The sequence below is a fragment of the Nostoc sp. FACHB-110 genome (genome assembly GCF_014697425.1).
Taxonomy (GTDB): Bacteria; Cyanobacteriota; Cyanobacteriia; order Cyanobacteriales; family Nostocaceae; genus Nostoc_B.
Genome location: NZ_JACJRU010000012.1, coordinates 43,353 through 63,726, shown reverse-complemented (window position 1 = coordinate 63,726; position 20,374 = coordinate 43,353). Strand labels below are relative to the sequence as shown.

The following is a 20,374-nucleotide window of genomic DNA, read 5'->3' as shown; positions in this document are numbered from 1 at the left end:
GCGAAACTATTCTTTTAACCTACCACCGCTCGATAAGGACTTGTCAACTTATCAAGCTGCTGAATCAACAAACTGAGGAATAATCCCACATCTGTTACCACACCCACCGATTCAATCGAACCCCGATCGCTCAATTTAGTCACCACAGCTGGATTAATATCCACACAAACCATTTTTACACCAGATGGGGTCATATTCCCCACACCAATCGAGTGCAGCATCGATGACAGCATTAAAATCATCTCTGCACCTTCAAGATGTTTAGCATATTCTTCCTGTGCTTTAATTAAATCCATTTGGGTATCAGGCAAAGGCCCGTCATCCCGAATAGAACCCGCCAAGACAAACGGCACGTTATTGCGGACGCATTCATACATCACGCCGCTATTAATTGCCCCCGCCTCTACAGCTTTGGCAATGCTGCCATAACGACGGACGCTATTAATTACCTTCAAGTGATGGCGGTGTCCACCACGCACTGCGACACCCCGCTTCATGTCTACACCAAGGGATGTTCCCATGATATTCTGCTCGATGTCGTGGACAGCGATCGCATTTCCGCCCAGTAACGCCTGCACGTAACCTTCTCGAATCAAGCGGGAAAGATGTTCGCCGCCGCCAGTATGAATTACTACTGGCCCTGCTGTGACAACTACTTTACCGCCTGCATCGCGGATTTTACGTAATTCCCAAGCGACTTGTTCCACCACTAACTCAACGCGGCGTTCGCTAGAAACACCCGCAGACATAAAGCTGAATTCTTGGGCGTTGCGTTGTTCTCGTGATTCGGTTTTGCGGATGGTGCGGATACCGAGAACATCCACTACAACTTGTTCGCCAATTTCTAAATCGCGGAGAATTTTACATCTTGCGACTATACCATTGGCAGTTTGAGTAATGGCGATCGCACCGTCCATACGCTGATTTTCTACCTTCACCCATTGCCCATTTATCCGCACTTCTGTGGGATAAATTGTACTGACGTAGAAATCATCAGGTGCGACACCAGCCAAAATGACAGGTTCTAGTTTGGTATCTCGTTCGTCTTGGGGTAAATCTACCGCACCCAAATCAATTAACTGGGAGATGATTTCTTCCATCACCTCGTGGGATGGTGCAGATACCTTCACCTCAGCCGCCGAGGTGCTTTGCCGTTGTTCTCCCAAGTTGAAATTCAAAACTTGGAAACTTCCGCCTGTGTCAACAATCAAATCTAAGGCGCGATTAATTAAACCAGAGTCTAGCAAATGCCCTTCTAGACGGATAATTCGGCTTTCTACCGAAACATTGGCATGAACTTCTTCACGTACTGGTTCTGTTACCCGCAACGTTAGGCATTTAGCTGCACCACCAGCTTTGAGAAATTCTGTCAGAGGTGTTTCTAAGACTTGAAAACCTACTTCCGTCAAACGAGATTTTAAAGCATCGCTGGTTTTGTTCATAATCACGATACTGTCTACATTCACCGCATTACAAGCGAAGTTGACTGCATCGGCTTCCTCTATGGCTATGCGCTTTTCTGATGCTACACGCATTTCAATTAAGCGGTTGGAGTAAGAATCAAACGCACCAGGATAGTAAAGTAAATAACCGTTAGCTAAAGGACAAAAGCAAGTATCCAAGTGATAAAAACGCTCATCAATTAAACGCAGAGATAACACTTCAATATCCAGCCATTTAGCCAGGTATGGGTGCGAATCTAATTCGGAGCGAAAACCGTATCCCGCCCATAGCCAACGCCCTTCTCTATCTAGAAGTGCATCGCCCGCACCTTCAAAAGGTAAATCTTTGGGTAGTTCATATACTGTGTAACCATTTTCTTCAAACCATTGTTTGAAATATGGTTCTTCACCTTGACGTTCTTTGTGTAAAAAGCGACTTAGAACTACATTATCTCCGAGGACTAAACCTGCGTTGGCAGTAAAAACTAAATCCGGCCAACCTTTTTGGGGTGTTACTAAATTTACAATGGCGTGTTCTTTGAGAATTTGGTATAAACCCTGCCACTGTTCGACGGCGCGATCTCGTGAGGATTTGTGAATATTCCCTTCCATCCAAGGATTAATCACGTAATCCACATCATAGTGGTCAGGAGGACACATTAAAAAGCGAATCCGGGAATTCATAAAAATCTTACTAGCGTTATAGATGCTACAAGCCTAATCTGGGCAAAATGACCAAGCCCCGTTGGGGCGGGTGTAGGGTGTAGGGTGTGGGGTGTTGGAAAGAAAAAGCCCCAAAAACCAGTGGTTAACAGCTTCCTTGCCTTTAAGGGCAATTGTATTGGTAGGGGATACAAGCCCCTAACAACACCGTCTTCCCTGCACCCTATCCCCTCAACACCCCACACCCTTGTTCTTGACGGACTGTTACAAACTTCTACCTTTAGATAGTTGAAGAATTTACAGAGGCTTCCGCTCCTATTTTATTACCGGAAAAAAAGTTATGCCTTGTAATTCCGTGTTATTTTAACGCCATTTGGTTCACTAAATGACAGAGTTAAAAATTACTATAGACAATCATCCTGGGGATCAGGATGTAAGCACTCTCATTGATCAACTAGTGAAATACAACAATAGCTAGGTAGAAAAATATGTCTACGCTCTCCTGGCTATCACTCTTTGCTCACTCTGCTTCGATAAAGATCATTGTTTTCACATTCATCTAGAGTTATGAAAGAGCGTTATGTACACCATTTTCAAGTCCTAATTAGTTTTTATTAGGAAATTAAGGTGCGTTTCTCCTGAAAACTCGCCTTCAGAACCTCATCATTCCACTTCAGAACACGAAACTTTGAGTAAAAAGGTCAAGCGATCGCCTTCAGAACATCATCATTCCACCTCAGAACACGAAACTCCGAGTTCACAAGTAGAGAGATCGCTTTCATCATTAGACCGCAAACACTTCATAATTAGGTTGACAAACTTCGCACATACTTATTAGCATCTAATTAAATGCTAGTTCAATGCTTATATCGTGATAAACATATCAAAAGATATACATTCTCTTACAGAGTTTAAACGTAATACTACTGAGTTTTTGCAACGGATTAAACAAACAAAACATCCCTTAATTCTTACTGTCAATGGAAAAGCCGAGTTAGTTGTTCAAGATGCAGAATCTTATCAAGAACTTTTAGATGCTGCTGAGTTAGTAGAAACCTTAAAGGAAATTAAACTTAGTTTGGCACAAATGCAACCAGGACAAGGGATAAAAGCAGAAGAATTTTTTCAGGAACTAGAACAAGAAATCCACGACTTGTTACCAAAACGCTATAAAAAACGTGATGAAGTACTGGCTCGTATTCGTCAACGGGTGGAAGCTTTACCGATAGAAGCAGAAATTCAGGTACAGGCTTGGAAATCAGCAGAGCAAACCTGATGGTGATTGATACGATGGTATTTGCCTATGCACTCTTACGCGTAGAGGATAGGTATGAACAAGCGATCGCTGCGTTAGAAACTGTAGATCAGATTGTAGTACCAGATTCATTGTTTGCCGAGTTGGGAAATGTGATTTGGCAGTGGATACAATTTCGGCAACTGCCATTGCAATTAGGTTTAGATACACTGCAAGATGCTGAGGCACTTGTTGATGTGATGATTCCTAGTTCTCAAATTCGAGATGCAGCTTTAAAACTGGCAGTTGAGGCAAGTCATTCATTCTACGATACGTTATTCGTGGCAGCAGCAATTCAATATGATACTCAGGTGCTAACTTACGATCAGAAACTAGCAGCTAAGTTTGGCGATCGCATTTTATTGCTGCAATAGATGACAGTTTACAGAGGATGTTTTCAACGATAGCGATCGCCTTCAAAACTCCATCATTCCGCCTCAGAACACGAAACTTTGAGTAAAAAAGTCAAGCGATCGCCCTCAGAACCTCATCATTCCACTTCAGAACACGAAACGTCGAGTAAAAAGGTCAAGCGATCGCCTTCAAAACCTCATCATTCCACTTCAGAACACGAAACTTCTAGTTTGAAACGAGAACGTTCTCACTTGAAACAAGAATGTTCTCACTTAAAACAGGAACACTCTTATTTGAAACCAAAATATTCTTGCTTGGAACTTGAAAAGCTGCGATTAGGTGATCGCTGTTATGATTCTGAGGATAGGCGATCGCGTAAATATGCTAAATTTTTACGCACAGTAATAGTATTGGGATGATTTACCCCTAATTTTCGCTCACAAATATCTAAAGCTTGAATATACAAAGGTTCGGCTTCGCTGTATCTGCCTTGGGAACGGTAGAGGAATGCTAAATTGTTTAGGCTGGTAGCGACATTGGGATGTTCTTCCCCCAGAAGTTTGCGCCACAGTGCCAATGCTTGAACGTACAAAGGTTCGGCTTCGCTGTATCTGCCTTGGGAATAGTAGAGTGCGGCTAAATTGTTGAGGCTGCTGACGACATTGGGGTGTTCTTCCCCCAAAAGTTTGCGCCTCAGTGCCAAAGCTTGAACGTACAAAGGTTCGGCTTCGCTGTATCTGCCTTGGGATTCGTAGAGTCCTGCTAAATTGTTGAGGCTGGTAGCGACATTGGGATGTTCTTCGCCCAGAAGTTTGCGCCACAGTGCCAAAGCTTGAACGTACAACGGTTCGGCTTCGCTGTATCTGCCTTGGGATTCGTAGAGTAATGCTAAATTGTTGAGGCTGGTAGCGACATTGGGATGTTCTTCGCCCAGAAGTTTGCGCCACAGTGCCAAAGCTTGAACGTACAAAGGTTCGGCTTCGCTGTATCTGCCTTGGGATTCGTAGAGTAATGCTAAATTGTTGAGGCTGGTAACTAGGTCTTTTTCTAAACCTAATTCTTGTTGCAATTCTACAGCTTTGCTTAAATACTTAATGCCTAATTCTTGCTCTTTTTTATAATCTTGACACTCACCCCGGTTGAGTCTTTTTCTATAAATATCTCCTAAGCTAAAGTATAAAGTCGCTAAAGTTGTATCTTTAACACCACGCTGTTCTAAATCTTGAATAAATCCTTGCAAATCTTCTATAGGTAATAAATAATCATTGTCATCATCGAAACCTGATAATTCATTACCTGTAAATGCAAACCGAATCGGCTCTAATTCTCTAGCAGAAACAGTGTTTTTCCTTCTAGACGCAAACCGAAAAACACCATTGCGCCAACTCCAAAAATCAGGTGCTTTTTTAATTAACTCAACCAATATTTGATTAGTCACCCACAAAACAATTGCAAAAGGAAAAGCCCGCAAACCTTCCCTAGTCCACTGCAAATAACCGAAAAAAATCTCTTGTTCTGAACGTTTCTGTCCCAGTTTGAGAAAATAAAGCTGTTCTATCCCTGTTACCGTAATTACTGCCGGGTTATGTTGCTGCAAATACTCTTCACCTTCCACTAGTTGAGCAACAGCAGCCCTCAAACTCGGTTCACCCCTTGCCAATGTCACCCGATAAGGACGGATTTCCCTCTGTAATTCAGATTCATACTGAGCAATAATCTCATCCCGAAAACTAGCATCATCACAAACAGCAATCAGCAAATTTAACTGATGTGCTTTAGCCTCTATAGAAACAATTAAATCATCATAAACATCTCGATTTTCTGCATCTTCAAATAGTTTATTAACTGTCATTGATTAACCCCTGGTCTCTCAAGAGTTCTACAACTATTGGATGAACATCATACCAGTTCTTGCGGTTGCGATACTCCAAAATATAAAGCCCGTGGAGCAAATCTAAAAACTCAGAATCTCTGGGATCATCGGGCATAAAGTTATTATATGTAGTTTGCAAGATGCCATAATCTAGTTTCCCCAAAGGTACAGCAAAATCATTACGGATATTATTGACTGCTTCATCTAAAATTTGCTCATCAATAACCACCTTTTGTCCAGGTTTACGCCTAATTAATCGCAAACAAATGCGACAACATTCATTAGCAATTCTTACTAACTCTCGCAACACACCACCACTATTTAAAACAATCTTTTCTGCCGTTTGTGCTTCTATAAGTTCAGAGGTAATTCGTCTTTGTAAGATTTCACACAAAATATTCTCTGCTTGCGGTCGAGGCTTTGCACCAACCTGACGACTTTGCCCCTGTTCAAATAACTTTAATACAGGCATGACTACAACTTGATCATTAGTTTCCGTCTCAATCAGTCGTCTGAGAAACTTATCTCGTAAAACGGCAATAGGTAGTGTATAAATAACTCTAAAATTTGGTTGACATAAAGTTTTAATATTGTCTCTATATATGTCATTTACCCTTTCTAGTTCCAATTTATCTAAATCATCAATAATCACTAAAACATCTTTTTTAGTAGCGACATGAATCACAGCAGCTATTTCATTAATCCGAGCAATTAAATCAGAAATTTTTCTCTCAAACTCTTGCTTAATTTCATAGCGAACAGCCGCATCAGCCTTTAACTTATTACTAATCAACTTGAGCAAATCAAACCCAAGTGAAGTTTCAGCCTCAATATTAAATTCTTCCGTCTTAGTGCGAGTAGCAAACCACTTATAAAAAGCATCTTTCGCTGACTTAGGAATTTCAACTCTCCGGGCTTCTGCCTCGTACATTAAATTAACAGCAATAGCAAATAAAATATTGATGTGATTAACATCTGACATTTCAATCGTGTCAGAAATCGAAAATAAAACTACAAAATAACGGTTTTGCGTTCTTCTACTAAACTCAGCTAACAAAGTAGACTTACCACAACCGCGATGTCCCGTAAAAATAATCTTGCCATCGCCATTAGGACTATCTTCAACTAACTGCTCTAACTCCTCAATTACCTCATCACCATAATTCACCCTAAATCTATCTAAGTCTTTTGTCTCAATGAGTGGCAATAACTCTAAATTTCTGTATGCTTGCTGAAAAGACTTTAATAACTCGTCAGACATAACGCATTACTTTACAACTTCACTATTCATATCATCACCCATCCCCGCAAAACTATAAATTAAACTCCGCGAAACTCCGCGCCAACCTCTGCGTACCTTTGCGTTGCAAAAACATTACCCCCCTCCGTCACCGGAGAAGGGTTAGGAATGAGACATCAAAATTCTCACTAGCTGACACTCAGCACTTTCTAATAAGCGTCTTGCAACTCGTAAAAATCAGGCGAGACGTAATCCTTCCGCAAAGGCCAACCCACCCAATCTTCCGGCATCAAAATCCGCTTCAGATTTGGGTGTCCTTCGTAGATAATGCCGAACATATCGTAGCTTTCGCGTTCTTGCCAGTCTGCCGTTTTCCAAATCCAGTACACCGAAGGCACTCGAGGATTCTCCCGTGGCAAGAATACCTTAACCCGCACCTCTTCTGGCTTATCAGCATTATCACCAACCTTAATTAAGTGATAAACACTGACTAATTCCTGTCCTGGGCCAAGGTCGATACCACCTTGAAACTGAAGATAATTAAACCCATAAGCATACAAAGCTGTAGCTATGGGTAATAAAAATTCTGGCCCGACCTTAATAATCTCTACGCCATTCTTATCAGGTGCTAAAGACTCATTGTCAAAGCCATTTTCTGCTAACCACTGAGAAGTAGGCCCAGCTGGAACTATCGCATCTTCGGCTGCTGGTACTGGTTTAGTTTCTTCATCAGCCACGGCTTTGTTCCTCCTTGGTTTTTGAAGTTAGCAGCGCAGGTGGTACTGGTAAACCAATAGCTTCTGTCAATTCCTTAGGCGGAGTGAAGCGAGTTTCTGACTGCATATACTTACCAGTTAAGATTTCTTCTACTGGCTTCAAGTTATGAGTCGTACTATAAAAGCGGTGGGTTTGCTTGGTTTGATCACGTTCTTGCATGGAATCATTAGCGATTTTCTTCCGCAGCTTAATGATCGCATCAATAATCGCTTCTGGACGGGGAGGGCAACCAGGCAAGTACACATCCACCGGAATCAACTTGTCAACTCCGCGTACAGCTGTCGGAGAATCTACACTAAACATCCCGCCAGTAATTGTACAAGCTCCCATCGCAATGACATACTTTGGCTCAGGCATTTGCTCATAAAGACGCACCAACTGAGGAGCCATCTTCATAGTGATTGTCCCGGCTGTAATAATCAAATCAGCTTGGCGGGGACTAGAACGGGGAATTAAACCAAAGCGGTCAAAGTCAAACCGAGAACCAATTAACGCTGCAAACTCAATAAAGCAGCAAGCTGTACCAAACAGCAAAGGCCACAAACTCGAAAGTCTAGCCCAGTTGTAGAGGTCATCAACCGTTGTCAAAATAACGTTTTCTGAAAGGTCTTGAGTGACTGTTGGACGCTCAATGGGGTTGATGATTCGCTCTTTGTCTTGGGTGCTTAAATCAGAATTCAAGACCATTCCAAAGCTCCTTTACGCCATGCGTAAACTAAGGCAACTACAAGAATTGCAATAAATATTAGTGCCTCAATGAATGCTAATAGCCCTAAACGGTGGAAAGCTACCGCCCAAGGATACAGAAACACGGTTTCTACGTCGAAGACGACAAAAACCAGCGCAAACATATAGTAGCGGATGTTGAACTGAATCCAGGCTCCCCCAATGGGTTCCATCCCAGATTCATAGGTGGTGAGTCGTTCCAGGCTGTTACCACTTGGTCTGAGAAGCTTGGAAGCAGAAAGCGCTAAGGCAGGCACTAGGCTACAGATAATTAAGAAGCCTAGAAAGTACTCGTAACCGCTAAGGACAAACACAATGAATTTCTACCGCTTATGGTGTAATTAAGGCTGTTACTTTCTTTTACATTATATCTTTTCGAGTTTTCTGAAATCTGGGAAACAGACGGATTTCAGGTATTTGATTCGTTTCTAGAACTGATAGAAAAGTCTAACAGTTATGTCATAATTTTTAACGTATATTTAATAATTCCCCTCTGGGAGACCTTAGCCATGAGCGAACAAGCTGTTGAGACTCCAGCGTTAGACCGCTATGAGTGTCGCGCCTGCGGTTATGTTTATGAACCTGAGAAGGGAGATGATAAGCATGATATTCCTTCTGGGACACTGTTTACAGATTTGCCTGTAAATTGGCGATGTCCAGTTTGTACTGCCAAAAAAACCGCTTTTACCAACATTGGCCCCTCTGGTACAGCATCCGGTTTTAAAGAAAATCTCGGTTTTGGCTTGGGAGTTAACAATCTCACACCAGGACAAAAGAATATCTTAATTTTTGGGGCGTTAGCTTTAGCTTTCTTGTTTTTTATCAGTCTTTACGGCTTACAATAAGACCCGCTATCTTTTTTTACCTATTTTAAAGAGCGATCGCAGCTCTTCAGGTAAAACCTAAACGAATTTAGAAACCACTAAGAAATACAGATGCATCTCATTGTCAGAAGTTGGCAACGCATAATTGCCTTGTTAATGGTAGTTGTTTTATGTATCGGTTGTAGCAAAGTGCCTTCCACTAGCTTCAACCCCTGGGAAATTATTAATTTGCCAACCAACGAGAAGTTACTGGATATTGCTTTTACTCAAGACTCTCAGCATGGTTTTATAGTGGGTAGCAACGCCACACTTCTAGAAACTAAAAACGGTGGTGAAACTTGGCAACCTCTTACCTTAGAACTGGATGATGCCCGGTATCGCTTTGACTCCGTAAGTTTTTCTGGTAAAGAAGGCTGGATAGTCGGTGAACCCTCTTTGCTACTGCATACTAACGATGAAGGCCGTTCTTGGTCACGGATTCCCTTGAGCGAAAAGTTACCAGGTAATCCAATTTCCGTTCATGCTTTGGGAACTAATTCGGCAGAAATGGCCACTGATGTGGGTGCAATCTACAAAACTACCGATGGCGGACTCAACTGGAAAGCCCAAGTGGAAGCAGCTGTCGGTGTAGTGCGAAATATGGAACGTTCTGCTGACGGTAAATATGTCGCAGTTTCCGCTAAAGGTAGCTTTTTCTCGACTTGGGAACCAGGACAAAATGCTTGGGTTCCCCATAACCGCAACAGTTCGCGCCGCGTCGAAAACATGGGTTTCAACAATAACGGACAACTGTGGTTATTAGCGCGGGGTGGTCAAGTGCAGTTTAGCGAACCCAATAACACTGAAGAATGGCAAGAAGCCTTATATCCAGAGTTATCTACAAGTTGGGGTTTACTAGATTTGGCATATCGCACACCCGAAGAAATTTGGATAGGCGGCGGTAGCGGTAACTTATTGCGCAGTACTGATGGTGGCAAAACCTGGGAAAAAGACCGTGATGTTGAAGAAGTTGCAGCCAATCTATATAAAATAGTTTTTCTCAAGCCCGATCAAGGATTTATTATCGGCGATCGCGGCGTGCTGCTCAAATATAACGCCGAGACAGAAAAAGCCGCTTAGACCTAGCTAAAGTTTAGGTGTTCACTCTGATTTCTGAGAAGAACGTTGCAACTTGTTACTCTTTCTAAACTTTGTAGGATAATAAACTCAATAATAGTCTTTGTGAAGGTAGGGATTTAAATGTCAGGTACCACTGGAGAACGTCCGTTTTCGGACATTATTACCAGCGTTCGTTACTGGGTAATTCACAGCATCACCATCCCCGCATTATTTATTGCAGGCTGGTTATTTGTTAGCACCGGGCTGGCTTATGATGTATTTGGCACACCTCGCCCTAACGAATATTACACACAAACACGGCAAGAATTGCCCATTGTGAATAACCGTTATCAAGCTAAACAACAAGTTGAACAATTTATTGGAAAGTAGTTTGAAATCATGACTAGCGGAAATAACATTAATCAACCAGTTACCTATCCAATTTTTACAGTTAGATGGCTGGCTGTTCATACTCTAGCTGTACCTACCGTATTCTTTTTGGGCGCGATCGCCGCAATGCAATTTATTCAACGCTAGGAGCAAATCATGGAAAGAACGCCCAATCCCAATAACCAACCGGTTGAACTTAACCGTACTTCTTTATACCTGGGATTGTTACTCATTTTCGTTCTCGGTATTCTATTTTCCAGTTACTTCTTTAACTAACTGGAACTGTTTTTGGGAAACTTTGTTTATCTAATTTGTGTTGATTTGTTGTTAAAGGGAGGAGGAAAATGTCTGCTGGAACTGGAAGAATTCCCCTGTGGGTTGTAGCTACAATCGCAGGCTTAGGCGTAATTACTGTTGTAGGCATTTTCTTCTATGGAGCCTACGCTGGAATTGGTTCTTCGCTATAACAGCGAATTGAACTTTATAAGATAGTCTGAATTTTCTAGCATCAGTTTAGAAATACAGCATTAAAAAACCGCCTATCTCGATGAGACAGGCGGTTTAATCATCACTGATTAATTTTATAACCAGTGAACTAAACTTTAGTAATAGATAATTGGTCAAATTTAAAACGCTCAATTACCTATCACTAATTATCGATTTAGGCAATATCTTCGCGCTCAATGTATAACAATAAAAACGCGAATGTTCCGATGGGTAGAACCCAACCAATAACGGGAACAAAGATAGCAGATAAGTAGGAAGCAGAATAGCCCAAAATGTGTGGGAAAAGTTCAGTAGGCATGGTAAAGTTTCCTGTTAAATCACACTACAATTCAAAATGAGCTTACTGCAAATTCAGACAGATTTTTTAAATTCTAAAGATTTTTAACACAGTTATGTAAAGCTTGTGTTTACAAACCAAGCAATTCATCAACTTGCAAATTTGGCAAGTCTGGGGGAATTACAGTCCGCACCACCGTAACTTTGTGACTTTCTTGTTGAGTAGAAGTGTGGAAAGCGATCGCTTCTAAACGAATTTCCACACAGCCAAAGGGAACATTGATTTGTGTCATCACTTCTACTCCACCTAAAAGATTAGGTAGCAAATCTTTTAACACATGGGGGCCATCTAACAAACCACGAGTTTGAAAATCCTCAATCCATAGCTTCACCACAACTTGTGGTGGTACTTCCGGCAATTCTACACGCACTCGCACAGATTGACCTGCAATCAACTCACCTTCTGGTATGTGTAGTTGAGGAATAGGCAAAGGTTCACTCATTTCGGCTGCTATAGCCACTGAAGTCAACACAGCAGAATGATTAGGCTGTCTACTTTCTACAACCAAACTCTGAATAGAGCTTTCATCCGATTCACTGTAAGTGTCATCCACCACAATTTCTTGCGCCAACCAAGCCCGTGGTATTTTGATTTTTTGGCTCAAGGCTAACTGAGATAATTGTAATGTAGGCGTAGCTTCATCTTGAGGTACATTTTCTGTTTGAGTTTCTGCTGATATTGGTAAATTTTCAGCATCCTCGGTAATTATGCCTGTTTCTGAGTCTCCCCAAAGCTCTGCGCTCAGGTTTTCTTCGCTCTGACTTGTTTCTGGTTCCCCCCAAAGTTCTTCGGCGAGGTTGTCTTCGCTCACATTCGTTTCCGAATTAGACCACAAATCAGTATCTACAGAAGATATTTCCCAGCTAGGCTCTAGAGGTTCCGGTTCTGCTTCATTGGGCAGATTTTGCTCTTCTGATATCTCAGTTTCCTGGCTTTGATACCGCACAGGCGGCAATGGCGGTGGTTCAGGAACGAAATAGCCTTGGCTCTGCATCCATTTTCTGATTAAAGGTGACGAGTAAGGATTACCTTCTCCTACAAATGTAGTATTTGGCACAGTTGGTTGAGTAATCGCATCCTCGCTAAATCCTAAACTTTGTGCGTCAATTATTTCTGGAACAGATTTAGTTAAGACTGCTGAATGGGAATCAGCATCTAAGGAAACAGTTTGTTGAATATTGGCTTCGTCACTCAGTTCTAAAGTTGGCGTATCAGCAACTTCGGGTAAAGATTCGATTACTTCTGCGACTGAATCATCTGGTAATTCTGAATTTTCATCCTTGGGATCAGCCACCGCCAATGGCAAAGAATCCTCTGTTTCTGAACTAGCCGACTCATCAGTATTGGCTGTCAACTGTAATGATTCCTCGGCTATGGGAATCTCTGACTCTGGAGATGCACTAGCCGTTGCTGCCGTTTCTTCAACTGGCAAAGTTTCGAGGCGTTTGAGAAAGGGAAAAGTATTGCCCAGCAAGAACTTACGGCGATTTTTAATCGATAGCTGTTCTAAATTTATGGGGGCTAGAGGGATTGTTGTTGGGGTTGATATTGCCTCATGATTTTCCTCAAGTTCCGCCTGTGCTTGTGAAGCAGGTTCTGGTATGACATCATCAGTAGCGATCGCACTATTTTGGACTTCCGGTAGCTTTGGTAGTTTTGGCGATCGCAAATCTTCTGTTTTCTTGAGCGTTAACAAATTAATTTGCGGCGGTAGAGGCTGGCTTGGTGACGGCAAAATTGTTTGCGGTTGGTTAGGAGAAGTTTTCACCAAATTAAACAGTTCCAAACCCAAACTCACAGATGCAGCTGATTCTTGGCTAGGAACCGAAACTGATAATGCGCCATTTTCTAAAAAGTTTTGCTGACTTAACTTACTAACAGCTGTAATTGCCAGTAACTCTGTAACTTCCGCCATCACTGTAAACGACCGACTGGCTAAAAGCATCACCTCACCAAAATCAGTGAGTGCGCCGTATAAATTGAGTTCTCCTAAAAGTAGCTTAGAATCACACTCAGCTGGAATGTTAATGGCTGTATTAATCGTTAAAGGCAGTGAATTCTCTGCTAAAGGTTGCCTGAATTGAGCCAATACAGCCGAACTTAAAGGTGAACGTAGTTCAATCCTAGCTTCCAGTGCATAAAGAATTGTTGCGTATTCTGGCTCATTTTCCAGGCTTGTATTTTCCTGTAACTCTACCCTCGCATTAATACCTAGTCCTTGCCCCCAACGAGCAATATAATTTTCTCGCTCTAAAGTCAGCAATAGCGGAGGTGCTGGCGGGATGATTGGATCTTCTTCAAATTCTTCATCATCTAATAGCAATTCAGCCGTTGGTAAAGCTAACTCCATTAAATTTTGTAAAATTTGCTCTGCTGTGTCACCTTTCAACCATAACGGGCTAGCAGGCTGATCGATAATGGCATACTCTTCTGTATCAGCAGGGATGTTAGTAGCAACTAAATAGCTGTTAGTGTTTTCTTCGGTTGAATCTAGCAGAGGCTGTTCTAAAGAAATTTCTTCATTAGGCAGTTCGCTAGTAACTGCATCGTTATTCGTAATTTCCTCTGTTGAATCTAGCAGAGGCTGTTCTAAAGAAATTTCTTCACCAGGCAGTTCGCTAGTAACTGCATCACTATTCGTGATTTCCTCTGTCGAATCGGAGAGGCTGTATTCTAAAGGAATTTCTTCACCAGCTAATTCAGCAGTAACTACATTGCTGTCAGTTAGTTCCTCCGTTGAACCTGATAGATTGGTTTCTACAGAAATTTCTTCACTGGGTAATTCATTAGTGGTTGCTTCAGTGCCACTAATTTCTGCCGTTGCATCTGGGAGAGTTGGTTCTAAGGAAATTTGTCCACTGGTAATTGCTTCAGTATCAGCAATTTCCTCTGTAGAAGTCCCGAGAGCGCGATCGCTTGTTAAGGAAATTTCTGCATTCGGTAATTCAGTAGTTGCTAAATCGCTATCAGTAGTTTTCTCAGTTTCTCCAGAAGATGCTACCTCTAAAGAAACTGCGTCAATAGCTTGTTCGCTTGTAACTGTATTACTGTCAGTAGTTTCTTCTGTGGTTAATATGATGTTGCGATCGCTGGCTATCAAAGTAAGTTCTTGAGGTGCTTCACTAGGAGCTAATGTTTCTGGCGAAATGCTAACCAGGAAGCGTTCTGGCTCATGAATATTTTTTTGATTGGGTAATTGAATCATGAAGTCAAGAGAACTTGACTCTCCATTACCTCCACCCGGGAAATTCTCTACTTCTTGATTTGGTAGTTGAGATAATACTTGTAAATGAATACTATACTGCCAAGATTTACCCAAAATATCTGACATCAAATCGCCAGAACAGCGTACTTCCCATATTCCCAACTTCAAGTGGGTAAAAGGAATGACCGCCATCAAACCTTCTGAGTTAGTGCGTCGTGATTGCCTTTGAATTCGCCGTTTTGGCGGAACTTCGTGAGTTGAAGAGTGAGTTACTCGCACTTCCACATCGGTATTAGGAAGGTTAGAGCGAGCCAAAACTCTGTACCGACCTTCCAAAATTTGTATATTTGGCGATTCCAAGGTGTGCCAAGAGCGATCGCCCTGTTTCTGGATTAAAAATTGCCAGTGTTCCATTTTGAGTGATGCCCAGACCGAAGAGCAGCTGAGTAATATTTTGCATTACTTTGCTTGCAAGTTTACCTCAGCAATTGATAATTGCATCACTTCTTATCACGTTTTGGTTCAAACACTGACATTTTTTTTTCAATTTTTATTATGATCTAAGTATACGCAATTAAACGGAAAGCTTATAGACAGCTAAAAACTAAATAATTGCCTTCTCTACGCAAAGGTATTTTAAAAATTACTAAGTAGGGTAAAGCCAAAGACTGCCCAATCAACAGTCATGAAGAATGGAAGATTGACTTTACCCTAGCAAACTGAATTTCTTAAGATCATTTTTAATAAAATCCATGACCACAAGTTCTCAGACACCGTAGAGGCTGTGGTAATAAGCCAGAATTTGTTGTACGCGTTGACGACTAGCAGGACGAGAATTCGGCCCCCAAGTTATCCACAACCCATCAATTTGACTTTGGTTGTAATCAAACTTTTGGGATGACTGGGGAATTAAACTAGCTTCCACGCCTTCAACCTGACGTAAATGAGCCGCAATTTCCCGATAAACAGCCAAAGGTAAACCAGCAAATTCAAATTTTTCTTGAGTATCCATCCTTAAGACGCTCCGACCGGAAGAGGGTTTTGTGGGGGTGTAGTAACTGAAACCGAGTTAGTAGAAGATGTTTCTGATGGTATCGAGTTAGCAGAGCCTTCTCCTACCATTTTGGCAACTTCAATACCGTATTGTTCCAGAATCACGACTGGATTTGAACCCTCATTCATTTCAATACGTTTAACCAGTAGACCGTTAGCTAATCGTTGTCCTGCTTGTACATAGCGGCTTGAAGGCTCATTGGGGATTTTCAAGATAGCTAATGGTTCTCTACCAATTAAAACTACACCAGTCACCATAACGGCTTTTGCCAATTCCGGTTGTGGTGCTGGTGGTAATACAGAACCAAAGCTAGAACTAGGAATAACTTGAGGCAAAACCTTAGGTAGCACAGATTTTGGTGTCTGTACTAGCTTGACTATAGGTTTTTTCGCAAAAGCAATAGCCATTGGAACTTTCTGCTTTTGGATTTTAGGTGTAGGTAGAGGCGGTAACAAGGGAATTTGTTTTGCATTCGTATTCATAGCCACTTCCGAACCAGGCGAACTCACAATTTGAGCAAACGGATCTGGCCTTCCTTTGACTAATAAATCTATCCGGGTCTTGCCATCAGTTGGCTGAATCAAAGTAGTAGCAGGAGCGATAAAAGCAACATTGGTCGCTTTTTTCCCAGGTACTACAGGATGACCGAAAGATTGAGGTTGAGCCGCGGCTGGTGGTTTAGCTGCTGGTGATGCGACTGAAGGAACAGGCGGCGTTGTCGGATTACTGGCTTGTGGTGTGTCTTCTGAAGCACACCCGGCGATCGCTAAAGAAAGAATAGTTGCAATTGCAATTTTTGATTTTATGGCCATTAGCTGCTCTCAAAAGCTATCGGAAAATCTATTTCGAGAAATATACAAAGCCTGTTTATCTCTCAGGTAAAGTATTTTCCTTTTATAACCTAAATTATTAAATTTTAAGGCTATTTTATAGTCAGATAAAACCAGTAAAAATACGGTTTTGTATAACTGGAACTTAATCGTCGGCTGTACACATAAGATGTTTTAAGGAATCTAAACCTTTTTTAACTCTCCGGGAAACAGTAACTACACTAATACCTAAGTGTTCTGCTACTTGTTTTTGAGTTAAATCTTGCAAAAATACACATTCCAAAACTTCACGAGTACATTTTTCTAGCTGAAATAATGCTTGTTGTAGTCGTAGTTGGTCTTCTTGTGCAAGTTGAAAGCTACGATAGCGGGGATCGGGAACTAATTCGCCTAAACTAGTAGCTCCTTCTTCAGAATCTTGTACTGGAACATCTAAGCTCAAAGGAGCGCGGTTAACCCATGCTAGTTTGATTTCTTGCCACTCACTCAGGCTAATTTCTAATGCTGCTGCTAATTCAGAGTCTGTGGGCTGGCGGTTATATTTTTCTCGTAGGGAACGAGAAACGCCAATAGCTTGCTGTTGTATGGCTAAATAGCGTCTGGGAATTCTGACTGTCACCCCCTTATCTCGCAGATAGTGTTGAATTTCACCTCGAATATAGGGGATAGCAAAGGAACTGAAGGCGTGTCCTTTAGAAATTTCAAATCTTTCAATAGCTCTAATTAAACCCAAACAACCTACCTGGAGCAAGTCATCATAACTTTCACGACATTGATTAATCCAGTAGTGAGCTTCTTTTCTGACTAGTCCAAAATTAAGTTTTACCAGTTGATTGCGTACATTTTCAGACTTAGATTGCTGATATTCTCGCAACAATTGCCAAATTTCATGCTTCAGTTCATTGGTGGTTGTAGTAGGCATAGCACCTTGTTTATTTAGCAAATAAACAGTTAAGTACTCGCTTTTAAATCTGCTACAACTGCCATGTATCCAAGTGAATAGCCTACTAGAGTGACTGTGTAAATCTAGTAAATTATGAACTGGCTATCACTAGGATATTTTTAACAATTGAGCAATATTTAAAGAAGCGAAATCATTTTTTATTTAATGAAAATTGGTATTTATCTGTAGTTTGTTCAAAACCACATAGAGACAAAATATAAAATAATTTACTCTCTTTCAAACCGAGATTGTACTTAACTTATTTAATTGCTTGTTAGGTTGTTATTTGATGTCGAATCTACACAACCAAAAATATTTAATCCGTATAATTACTGTTAAAATAAAAAGTAATTAATACATTTTTTAATTTTATTTAATACAGGACTTACGCAAGTGTCATTAATTTTTATTGAGGCTGTCAAAGAAGAGGAAAAGAGGCGCGGGACTGGGGAGAACTCTAGAAAAAATCATGGGAGTGGAAATCAGAAAAAATTATTTCTCGTGCTTCGCGCCTAGCGAATTGAAGAAGGCAGAAGGCAGCTATGCTGAGGGCAGTTTCGATGAAACAAGTTTCATAGCCAAGTATGAAAGTGAGACTAGCATTTTTACTCAGCACTCAGCACTCAGCACTTTCAAGTCAGAAGGTTTTATTCAGGAGGGGTCTTAAACCCTTACTCCCTCTCTGTCGTGGCAGATTGCAGGAAGCAGAATTTCATAAAAGCCTCCTACCCCCTGCCTTTCTTGATCAACATTGTCCTCGGTTCAGTGATTTCGGTTGACTTCAAAAGGTAATAAAAAAAGGGCTTTTCGCCCTTTTGTCTTTGAATATGTTGCGATTGAGGCTAATTTAGCCAAATTGTTTGTCAATCTTCAACCAGAGGTATGAAATTTTATGATGCCTAATGGCTATAAATCTCTGGTTTGAGATTTGAGTAAGTTGCGAAATTTAGGCGCGAGTTGGTTCAACCCGTGCAAAGAATAAACCGCGAATCTTGACTTCTTTGGGTTCGCCTGCACCTAAGTCAGTATCAGATGGCTGTTCACTCTCAAAAGTACCTGCTATCTCGCCACTAGAGCTATCTATTTTAGCTACTTGTAGAGAAATTTTGCCTTTGAGAATATCGGCACGTTTGATATTAGCGCGGGTGAGTTCTTCATCATCTGATTGAGCAGGAAGAGCCACTGCGTTGTCATAACCAGTAACGATACCGCGACCTTTGGGATCTAGGAAGGCTGCACCACGATAGGAAGGCACTTTAAATTCACCTTCAAAGTCGGTGGAGGTGTTGATACTAGTTAACCCAGCTTGTGTTTGAGCAACCAAGTTTTTAATTGTGAAGAGGAAAGGTACTCTTTCACCACCAGGAAGCTGAACAGTAATAGCTTGGAAATCTAGACCATCTTCTTCGACAAAAGTCAAGCTACCATCAGAATTGAACTTCAAAGGGCCTTGAACTTGGTCAATTGTAGAAGTGTATCTGGTCAACAATTTCCCAGGTACAAATTCTGCTGTTTGCCGTTTGTTAGCAGGTTCTTCCTTAACAAAGAAACTAGTGGGTTCTAAGCACAGTTCTTTGATAGCGTAAGACTGGCTGTTATCAATAGGAATAGAGCCACGGCTTGTTTCTGCCAATTGAGGGCATTTGTTAGCCAAGCCAGTACCACGAATTTGCTCGTAAGTAAGTAAATCTCTACTACTAGCTTCTGGGGAACCGCTACAAGCAGTTAATAGCCCCAGGCATAAAGCCAAGAATGCAACAATTAAAGCGCGATACCTCATGGTCAACCTCAATGTCAAAAATTAATATCTAAGTTGTAAAACTGCACAAAGTTTTGATCTCTGACGAGAAGCTGTCCCAACTTAGGGTAAGCCTGACTTTGGGAGTGGGGCTTGCCAGAAGAGGGGAGTGACGCTCCTAACATCGCTACGGCTTCATAATTTGCAACTACCATAGGTATTTACAGCGTTGATGAAGTCGTTCTGTATTATGTATGTATTGCCACTACATACAACCCATTGCTTTATAGGGAAATCAGCCAGATCATACGATTTTTTTTAACTCAAAATCAAAGCACCCTGGTCTAAACTCATAAGTCTTTGATCCCATCTAGCTTTTTGGGAGGTTTTATTAAACGCTGCGAAACTCTTTTACAAGAGATCGCAATTACCCTGTCAGTGGTGCTGAGTTAGGAAAATTATGTTTGAGGCTGATATCAAAACTTGTCCAACAAGAAGATTTTATGATTCTATGTACCCCAAACCCTAAGTTCATCTGGGGCAATTAACACTTGTATCAGCCTCAAAAGTGGAAAAATCAGTGATCAGCGGTGGCTATGAGCTTTCAGAAGCCACATATATACTGGATTTATAGTGGTTTACTAGAAATTAGCGATCGCGCCTGAAAGCTGACAATCTTCGGTAAATTTGAGTAGTCCTAATTTTGGCAAATATCGCTGCATGAGCAACAATCAAAATTTTGAATCCACAGATTTTTCTGAGCAACTACAAAAAATTGCCACATCCGTATACGATGTAGCTCAAATATGTCACAAAGACCCGATTGCGCTTTTAAACTTGCTGCGGCAGTTAGAATATTTACATCGAGAAATTCGAGATGGGGTTTTTCAAGAGAGCCTGCCGGAAAATCGCCAGCAACTTTATTCTCTTTTAAAAGATATTGAAACTGAAGGTGGTTGGCCGTATATCGAGCGGATGAAACTGCGAGCTTTTTTAGCAAATTTGTTACAAGATGAACTGGAAGAAAACAAAGGCTAGTCAAGTTCTCAAAGCGATCGCCCTTTAATCAGCTAAAATCA

At 41.3% G+C, this 20,374-nt stretch carries 23 protein-coding genes; 10 read left to right on the top strand and 13 right to left on the bottom strand.

The window, feature by feature from the left end:
- Nucleotides 1-14 precede the first annotated feature (14 nt).
- On the bottom strand, nt 15-2,126 hold the full coding sequence (locus H6G69_RS13845; RefSeq protein WP_190687621.1) for a TIGR00300 family protein: 2,112 nt from the start codon (nt 2,124-2,126) through the stop codon (nt 15-17).
- A gap of 850 nt (nt 2,127-2,976) precedes the next feature.
- Between H6G69_RS13845 and H6G69_RS13835 the strand changes: the two genes are divergently transcribed.
- From H6G69_RS13835 to H6G69_RS13825, 3 genes are all read left to right on the top strand, one after another.
- On the top strand, nt 2,977-3,381 hold the full coding sequence (locus H6G69_RS13835) for a type II toxin-antitoxin system Phd/YefM family antitoxin (RefSeq protein WP_190687615.1): 405 nt from the start codon (nt 2,977-2,979) through the stop codon (nt 3,379-3,381).
- On the top strand, nt 3,381-3,773 hold the full coding sequence (locus tag H6G69_RS13830) for a type II toxin-antitoxin system VapC family toxin (RefSeq protein ID WP_190687612.1): 393 nt from the start codon (nt 3,381-3,383) through the stop codon (nt 3,771-3,773). Before H6G69_RS13835 ends, H6G69_RS13830 begins: the two co-directional genes overlap by 1 nt.
- Nucleotides 3,774-3,851: 78 nt before the next feature.
- On the top strand, nt 3,852-4,172 hold the full coding sequence (locus tag H6G69_RS13825; RefSeq protein WP_190687609.1) for a hypothetical protein: 321 nt from the start codon (nt 3,852-3,854) through the stop codon (nt 4,170-4,172).
- On the opposite strand, the gene H6G69_RS13820 is transcribed toward H6G69_RS13825, so the two are convergent.
- From H6G69_RS13820 to ndhC, 5 genes are all read right to left on the bottom strand, one after another.
- Nucleotides 4,103-5,605, bottom strand: a complete 1,503-nt coding sequence (locus H6G69_RS13820; protein WP_190687607.1) for a tetratricopeptide repeat protein — start codon at nt 5,603-5,605, stop codon at nt 4,103-4,105. The two genes, H6G69_RS13825 and H6G69_RS13820, sit on opposite strands and share 70 nt — an antisense overlap.
- Entirely contained in the window at nt 5,595-6,887 is a 1,293-nt protein-coding gene (locus H6G69_RS13815) for an ATP-binding protein (protein WP_190687604.1), read from the bottom strand. The genes H6G69_RS13820 and H6G69_RS13815 overlap by 11 nt, the downstream gene beginning before the upstream one ends.
- Nucleotides 6,888-7,075: 188 nt before the next feature.
- Nucleotides 7,076-7,603, bottom strand: coding sequence for an NAD(P)H-quinone oxidoreductase subunit J (locus tag H6G69_RS13810; RefSeq protein ID WP_190687601.1), 528 nt, complete (start codon nt 7,601-7,603; stop codon nt 7,076-7,078).
- A complete protein-coding gene (locus H6G69_RS13805) occupies nt 7,596-8,330 on the bottom strand; it encodes an NADH dehydrogenase subunit K (protein WP_190687598.1) in 735 nt (244 codons plus the stop codon). Before H6G69_RS13805 ends, H6G69_RS13810 begins: the two co-directional genes overlap by 8 nt.
- Nucleotides 8,321-8,683 (bottom strand): photosynthetic/respiratory NAD(P)H-quinone oxidoreductase subunit C, encoded by a 363-nt coding sequence (gene ndhC / locus H6G69_RS13800; protein WP_015115283.1) that lies wholly within the window; start codon nt 8,681-8,683, stop codon nt 8,321-8,323. The genes H6G69_RS13805 and ndhC overlap by 10 nt, the downstream gene beginning before the upstream one ends.
- Nucleotides 8,684-8,878: 195 nt before the next feature.
- On the opposite strand from ndhC, the gene H6G69_RS13795 reads away from it, so the two are divergent.
- The 6 genes from H6G69_RS13795 to H6G69_RS13770 all read left to right on the top strand — a co-directional run bounded on the left by H6G69_RS13795 (nt 8,879) and on the right by H6G69_RS13770 (nt 11,148).
- Nucleotides 8,879-9,214, top strand: coding sequence for a rubredoxin (locus H6G69_RS13795; RefSeq protein WP_190687595.1), 336 nt, complete (start codon nt 8,879-8,881; stop codon nt 9,212-9,214).
- Nucleotides 9,215-9,304: 90 nt separating this feature from the next.
- Complete coding sequence (locus H6G69_RS13790; RefSeq protein WP_190687592.1) at nt 9,305-10,312, top strand: photosynthesis system II assembly factor Ycf48; 1,008 nt, start codon at nt 9,305-9,307, stop codon at nt 10,310-10,312.
- A 120-nt stretch (nt 10,313-10,432) separates the two neighbouring features.
- Nucleotides 10,433-10,681, top strand: coding sequence for a cytochrome b559 subunit alpha (psbE, locus tag H6G69_RS13785; RefSeq protein ID WP_190687589.1), 249 nt, complete (start codon nt 10,433-10,435; stop codon nt 10,679-10,681).
- 9 nt (nt 10,682-10,690) lie between these two features.
- Nucleotides 10,691-10,828 (top strand): cytochrome b559 subunit beta, encoded by a 138-nt coding sequence (gene psbF, locus H6G69_RS13780; RefSeq protein ID WP_015139785.1) that lies wholly within the window; start codon nt 10,691-10,693, stop codon nt 10,826-10,828.
- A 9-nt stretch (nt 10,829-10,837) separates the two neighbouring features.
- The gene (locus H6G69_RS13775) at nt 10,838-10,957 is read left to right on the top strand and encodes a photosystem II reaction center protein L (protein ID WP_071989460.1); all 120 of its coding nucleotides are present in this window, start codon (nt 10,838-10,840) and stop codon (nt 10,955-10,957) included.
- 68 nt (nt 10,958-11,025) lie between these two features.
- Nucleotides 11,026-11,148: a photosystem II reaction center protein J gene (locus H6G69_RS13770; RefSeq protein WP_062295774.1), complete on the top strand. Its 123-nt coding sequence runs from the start codon at nt 11,026-11,028 to the stop codon at nt 11,146-11,148.
- Between the two features lie 194 nt (nt 11,149-11,342).
- Here the strand turns inward: H6G69_RS13770 and H6G69_RS13765 are convergent, their stop codons facing one another.
- From H6G69_RS13765 to H6G69_RS13735, 7 genes are all read right to left on the bottom strand, one after another.
- The gene (locus H6G69_RS13765) at nt 11,343-11,486 is read right to left on the bottom strand and encodes a photosystem I reaction center subunit VIII (RefSeq protein ID WP_190687587.1); all 144 of its coding nucleotides are present in this window, start codon (nt 11,484-11,486) and stop codon (nt 11,343-11,345) included.
- 109 nt (nt 11,487-11,595) lie between these two features.
- Nucleotides 11,596-15,144 carry a hypothetical protein gene (locus H6G69_RS34800; protein ID WP_397326925.1) on the bottom strand — a complete coding sequence of 1,183 codons (3,549 nt, stop codon included), beginning with the start codon at nt 15,142-15,144 and terminating at the stop codon, nt 11,596-11,598.
- Nucleotides 15,145-15,496: 352 nt separating this feature from the next.
- Complete coding sequence (locus tag H6G69_RS13755) at nt 15,497-15,742, bottom strand: hypothetical protein (protein WP_190687584.1); 246 nt, start codon at nt 15,740-15,742, stop codon at nt 15,497-15,499.
- 2 nt (nt 15,743-15,744) lie between these two features.
- Nucleotides 15,745-16,596, bottom strand: coding sequence for a hypothetical protein (locus tag H6G69_RS13750; protein ID WP_190687580.1), 852 nt, complete (start codon nt 16,594-16,596; stop codon nt 15,745-15,747).
- 163 nt (nt 16,597-16,759) lie between these two features.
- Entirely contained in the window at nt 16,760-17,536 is a 777-nt protein-coding gene (locus H6G69_RS13745; protein ID WP_190687577.1) for an RNA polymerase sigma factor SigF, read from the bottom strand.
- 967 nt (nt 17,537-18,503) lie between these two features.
- On the bottom strand, nt 18,504-19,337 hold the full coding sequence (locus H6G69_RS13740; RefSeq protein WP_190687574.1) for a photosystem II manganese-stabilizing polypeptide: 834 nt from the start codon (nt 19,335-19,337) through the stop codon (nt 18,504-18,506).
- 14 nt (nt 19,338-19,351) lie between these two features.
- Entirely contained in the window at nt 19,352-19,510 is a 159-nt protein-coding gene (locus H6G69_RS13735; protein ID WP_190687571.1) for a hypothetical protein, read from the bottom strand.
- Between the two features lie 505 nt (nt 19,511-20,015).
- On the opposite strand from H6G69_RS13735, the gene H6G69_RS13730 reads away from it, so the two are divergent.
- Nucleotides 20,016-20,333, top strand: coding sequence for a hypothetical protein (locus H6G69_RS13730; protein WP_190687568.1), 318 nt, complete (start codon nt 20,016-20,018; stop codon nt 20,331-20,333).
- Nucleotides 20,334-20,374: the final 41 nt, after the last annotated feature.

Excerpts from the sequence above, each read along its gene's own strand:
- H6G69_RS13845 (WP_190687621.1), bottom strand. The coding sequence starts at position 2,126 with ATGAATTCCCGGATTCGCTTTTTAATGTGTCCTCCTGACCACTATGAT.
- H6G69_RS13830 (WP_190687612.1), top strand. The coding sequence starts at position 3,381 with ATGGTGATTGATACGATGGTATTTGCCTATGCACTCTTACGCGTAGAG.
- H6G69_RS13820 (WP_190687607.1), bottom strand. The coding sequence starts at position 5,605 with ATGACAGTTAATAAACTATTTGAAGATGCAGAAAATCGAGATGTTTAT.
- H6G69_RS13815 (WP_190687604.1), bottom strand. The coding sequence starts at position 6,887 with ATGTCTGACGAGTTATTAAAGTCTTTTCAGCAAGCATACAGAAATTTA.
- H6G69_RS13805 (WP_190687598.1), bottom strand. The coding sequence starts at position 8,330 with ATGGTCTTGAATTCTGATTTAAGCACCCAAGACAAAGAGCGAATCATC.
- H6G69_RS13795 (WP_190687595.1), top strand. The coding sequence starts at position 8,879 with ATGAGCGAACAAGCTGTTGAGACTCCAGCGTTAGACCGCTATGAGTGT.
- H6G69_RS13790 (WP_190687592.1), top strand. The coding sequence starts at position 9,305 with ATGCATCTCATTGTCAGAAGTTGGCAACGCATAATTGCCTTGTTAATG.
- psbE (WP_190687589.1), top strand. The coding sequence starts at position 10,433 with ATGTCAGGTACCACTGGAGAACGTCCGTTTTCGGACATTATTACCAGC.
- psbF (WP_015139785.1), top strand. The coding sequence starts at position 10,691 with ATGACTAGCGGAAATAACATTAATCAACCAGTTACCTATCCAATTTTT.
- H6G69_RS13775 (WP_071989460.1), top strand. The coding sequence starts at position 10,838 with ATGGAAAGAACGCCCAATCCCAATAACCAACCGGTTGAACTTAACCGT.
- H6G69_RS13770 (WP_062295774.1), top strand. The coding sequence starts at position 11,026 with ATGTCTGCTGGAACTGGAAGAATTCCCCTGTGGGTTGTAGCTACAATC.
- H6G69_RS13765 (WP_190687587.1), bottom strand. The coding sequence starts at position 11,486 with ATGCCTACTGAACTTTTCCCACACATTTTGGGCTATTCTGCTTCCTAC.
- H6G69_RS34800 (WP_397326925.1), bottom strand. The coding sequence starts at position 15,144 with ATGGAACACTGGCAATTTTTAATCCAGAAACAGGGCGATCGCTCTTGG.
- H6G69_RS13755 (WP_190687584.1), bottom strand. The coding sequence starts at position 15,742 with ATGGATACTCAAGAAAAATTTGAATTTGCTGGTTTACCTTTGGCTGTT.
- H6G69_RS13750 (WP_190687580.1), bottom strand. The coding sequence starts at position 16,596 with ATGGCCATAAAATCAAAAATTGCAATTGCAACTATTCTTTCTTTAGCG.
- H6G69_RS13745 (WP_190687577.1), bottom strand. The coding sequence starts at position 17,536 with ATGCCTACTACAACCACCAATGAACTGAAGCATGAAATTTGGCAATTG.
- H6G69_RS13740 (WP_190687574.1), bottom strand. The coding sequence starts at position 19,337 with ATGAGGTATCGCGCTTTAATTGTTGCATTCTTGGCTTTATGCCTGGGG.
- H6G69_RS13735 (WP_190687571.1), bottom strand. The coding sequence starts at position 19,510 with ATGGTAGTTGCAAATTATGAAGCCGTAGCGATGTTAGGAGCGTCACTC.
- H6G69_RS13730 (WP_190687568.1), top strand. The coding sequence starts at position 20,016 with ATGAGCAACAATCAAAATTTTGAATCCACAGATTTTTCTGAGCAACTA.